Origin of the sequence: Burkholderia sp. 567, from assembly GCF_040545115.1 — a bacterium.
Taxonomy (GTDB): domain Bacteria; phylum Pseudomonadota; class Gammaproteobacteria; order Burkholderiales; family Burkholderiaceae; genus Burkholderia; species Burkholderia ambifaria.
Window position 1 is genome coordinate 1 of the sequence record NZ_JBEPLG010000022.1, and the last position, 3,296, is coordinate 3,296.

Annotated in this window: 3 protein-coding genes and 3 tRNA genes; 4 read left to right on the plus strand and 2 right to left on the minus strand. The window is 62.6% G+C overall.

Annotated elements, in window-relative coordinates:
- Positions 1-237: 237 nt before the first annotated feature.
- Together ABIC50_RS33915 and ABIC50_RS33920 are read right to left on the minus strand one after the other, a co-directional pair.
- Positions 238-411, minus strand: coding sequence for a hypothetical protein (locus tag ABIC50_RS33915; protein WP_354169220.1), 174 nt, complete (start codon positions 409-411; stop codon positions 238-240).
- A gap of 515 nt (positions 412-926) precedes the next feature.
- Entirely contained in the window at positions 927-1,316 is a 390-nt protein-coding gene (locus ABIC50_RS33920) for a hypothetical protein (RefSeq protein WP_354169222.1), read from the minus strand.
- A 927-nt stretch (positions 1,317-2,243) separates the two neighbouring features.
- Here ABIC50_RS33920 and ABIC50_RS33925 point away from each other — a divergent pair.
- The 4 genes from ABIC50_RS33925 to ABIC50_RS33940 all read left to right on the plus strand — a co-directional run.
- Positions 2,244-2,329: transfer RNA gene (locus ABIC50_RS33925), tRNA-Tyr, on the plus strand.
- A 43-nt stretch (positions 2,330-2,372) separates the two neighbouring features.
- Positions 2,373-2,446 (plus strand) — tRNA-Gly (locus ABIC50_RS33930).
- 25 nt (positions 2,447-2,471) lie between these two features.
- A tRNA-Thr gene (locus tag ABIC50_RS33935) sits at positions 2,472-2,546 on the plus strand.
- 64 nt (positions 2,547-2,610) lie between these two features.
- The coding region (locus ABIC50_RS33940; protein ID WP_354169225.1) for a GTP-binding protein at positions 2,611-3,296 on the plus strand (686 nt) is incomplete at its 3' end.

Genomic DNA, 3,296 nt, shown 5'->3' on the forward strand with positions numbered 1-3,296 from the left:
ACGCCGATGATAGTGCGGATTCCCGTGTGAAAGTAGGTAATCGTCAGGCTCCCTAAGCCAAGAACCCCCGCCCGAAAGGCGGGGGTTTTTGCATTTGCGCGGCGGAAAGAGCCTTGGCCGAGGCAGGCGCTGGCGGACAGATGAGCTGCCCGGCCAGAATCCTCGCGCATGCCGCATCCGTATCGTCGCTATCTCTGCCGGCACGACGGTGAGCTCGCACTGCTCGCAGAGCGGGAATCAGATCGACGCAGAATCGTTTGATTTGGCCGGACGACGTCCGGCCCCGGCATCCCGATTCTCATCACGATCGACAGCATCGAAACCGCGCAGCGGGATCTGCGGCATCGTACGTTCTTGTTCCCGCTGCCACTGCGCGCCACGCCAGCTTCCATCATTCGAACGATCGACCATCGGAAACCCCGCCGATCGCCCTCGTGCAAGCCGAAGGGTTCGTCCTTCGTATGGCTGTCATTGGTGGTCGCTTCAGGCCCGGAATGATCTCGTTTCCTGGCCTTTCTCCCGTTATTTGCCGCCTCGAGCGCATTGCATGACTCGCCGACTCGTCACGCCGTGGCGAGCCATTATCGCGGCCCCTCGGCATCGTATTTCGGCTATCTCCGTTCAATATCGGTGATGCCGTTCGGGTATTCGGCGCGCGACCGACGCGTGTGGCGGCAAATCCGTGACGCTCGTGTGGGCGGAACGCACCTGCAAGACCATGCTTCTCGGCGCCGAGTGCTGAGCGAAATTGTCGCCATGCCTTTCGCCGACGTCGAGACGACACGGAGGCAAAACTTGGTCGAGCGGTCCGATTTCGTCAGAGCCCGCGCTGTCGCTTTTGATGAGAACCGGCCGCCCGTTTCGAAGGACATGGATTTCTTCGACAAGCGAATAGCCGGTGCCACCGAAACAGTCACTATCCGCGCTCAACTAAACACGGCGTGCATCGTATCGATACGTCGAATGTCGTTGCACAGCGCGGCCTCACTGCGCTGTGCCGACCAGGCGCTCATGTTGGTCGGCTTGCGTGAGGCGCTGCGCAGCGTGGGTTGCGCTGCCGCACGGCCGCCGAGACGTCCCCGATCACGCACCCAATTACGCACCCGGTGTGGCGGCCACGCATGCGTGCGCAGATCGTCGCGTATCAGCAGCTGCGGGCCATCGAAGCCGGCCGCGCGGTCGGCGTCGCCCTGGGAGGCGTCATGGTCGCTGCGCGCCGCGATACGGTAGGTTGAACGCGTCGTTCCGCAGCCCTGCGCACTTGATCGCATCTCGAGGCGCCCGGGGCGCATATGCGCACGCGCGATGGAAGGCATGCGCGCGCCGGCCCGGGACGCCGCCTTTCCAGTCGGCGCCGCGGATGCCGCTGCACGCGCTGCGGCTCGCGAACCCGGTGGCGCATGCCGCACGAGCGTTGTGGTACGTCCGTGCGGCTGAGGGCGCGCGTCATCCCGTTCTCGGCCGTGATCGCACACGTCGATGGCCGGCTTTGACGTGTCATCCTCCGCGACGGCCGCCGTGTTCCCCGCGCTCAGAGGTGCGGCTCTCGGGAAGCGACTGCTACCGGATTGCCGCGATCCTCTGTGCGGCACCACGCATTTGGGGTGCCCCCGCATGGGCCGAGGTAGCCGCGAAGAGCGGCGCGCGGGCAAGGACGGCCCCGCATACGGCGTGAGAGGGCAGGGGACAGCTTGATCGTGCGGCGCGGATTGGCAATGCGCGGCTTTCCGTTTGGGGTGGTGAGAGGGCGCTGACCGAGTCGGCCCTTTCCTGACGGTTCGATCGGCCGGGTTGGCGGTGATGAGAGCGGTAGCCCCCTTTACTCCGCATCCGGCTTCAGCGTTGGTGTGCCCACACCCACTACAGAGACATCGGCCCCCATGCCTGGCGTTACGTCGGAGCGCGTTCCTGATAACCAACTTCACCCGCCCCGAGCCCTCCGCGGACGCCCCGCAAATCCCCCCGGCATGGAAATTGCGGATTTTTTTCATCTACCCGCTTGGCATTATGAGCGGGAGGCCGTATGATGGCGGTCTTTCGTTTTCAGCGAAGATGCGAATCGAAGCTGAAGGCGGAGTCTGACGAGGATGTGGGCGCCGTGTGGCGATCCTCTCGTGCTTGCCTTAGCCGGGCGAGTGCGGGTGTCGGGTGAGTCGCGCAGGCGTGCTGGAAGAGAATGAAAATAATCTTCCGGATGTGCTTGACAAGAGTGCGATGCACCCCCATAATCGTCAGTTCTCTACGGAGGGGTGCCCGAGTGGCTAAAGGGGGCAGACTGTAAATCTGTTGGCTTACGCCTACGTTGGTTCGAATCCAACCTCCTCCACCAGAACATCAGCGCAAAGAGCGGTAGGGAATCGTTAGTGGCCCGTGCGGGTGTAGCTCAATGGTAGAGCAGAAGCCTTCCAAGCTTACGACGAGGGTTCGATTCCCTTCACCCGCTCCAGTTCGTGCAGTTGAAGCGTAATACCGCCCATGTGGCTCAGTGGTAGAGCACTCCCTTGGTAAGGGAGAGGTCGGCAGTTCGATCCTGCCCATGGGCACCAGCAGTTACAAGTCAGTGTCTGTTTGCGCGCGGCGCAACATGTGAATTCCTTTTGGGAGTCGAAAATGGCCAAGGGTAAATTTGAGCGGACCAAGCCGCACGTCAACGTTGGTACGATCGGTCACGTCGACCACGGCAAGACGACGCTGACGGCAGCGATCACGACGGTTCTGACGAAGAAGTTCGGCGGCGAAGCGAAGGCTTACGACCAGATCGACGCGGCACCGGAAGAAAAGGCGCGCGGTATCACGATCAACACGGCACACGTCGAGTACGAAACGGCTAACCGCCACTACGCACACGTCGACTGCCCGGGCCACGCTGACTATGTGAAGAACATGATCACGGGCGCAGCGCAGATGGACGGCGCGATCCTGGTTTGCTCGGCAGCAGACGGCCCGATGCCGCAAACGCGTGAGCACATCCTGCTGGCGCGTCAGGTTGGCGTTCCGTACATCATCGTGTTCCTGAACAAGTGCGACATGGTGGACGACGCTGAACTGCTCGAGCTGGTCGAGATGGAAGTTCGCGAACTCCTGTCGAAGTACGACTTCCCGGGCGACGACACGCCGATCGTGAAGGGTTCGGCAAAGCTGGCGCTGGAAGGCGACACGGGCGAGCTGGGCGAAGTGGCGATCATGAGCCTGGCAGACGCACTGGACACGTACATCCCGACGCCGGAGCGTGCAGTTGACGGCGCGTTCCTGATGCCGGTGGAAGACGTGTTCTCGATCTCGGGCCGCGGTACGGT

Bases quoted from the DNA above. Each gene is read 5' to 3' on its own strand.
- ABIC50_RS33915 (WP_354169220.1), bottom strand. From the start codon at position 411: ATGGTCGATCGTTCGAATGATGGAAGCTGGCGTGGCGCGCAGTGGCAG.
- ABIC50_RS33920 (WP_354169222.1), bottom strand. From the start codon at position 1,316: ATGCCTTCCATCGCGCGTGCGCATATGCGCCCCGGGCGCCTCGAGATG.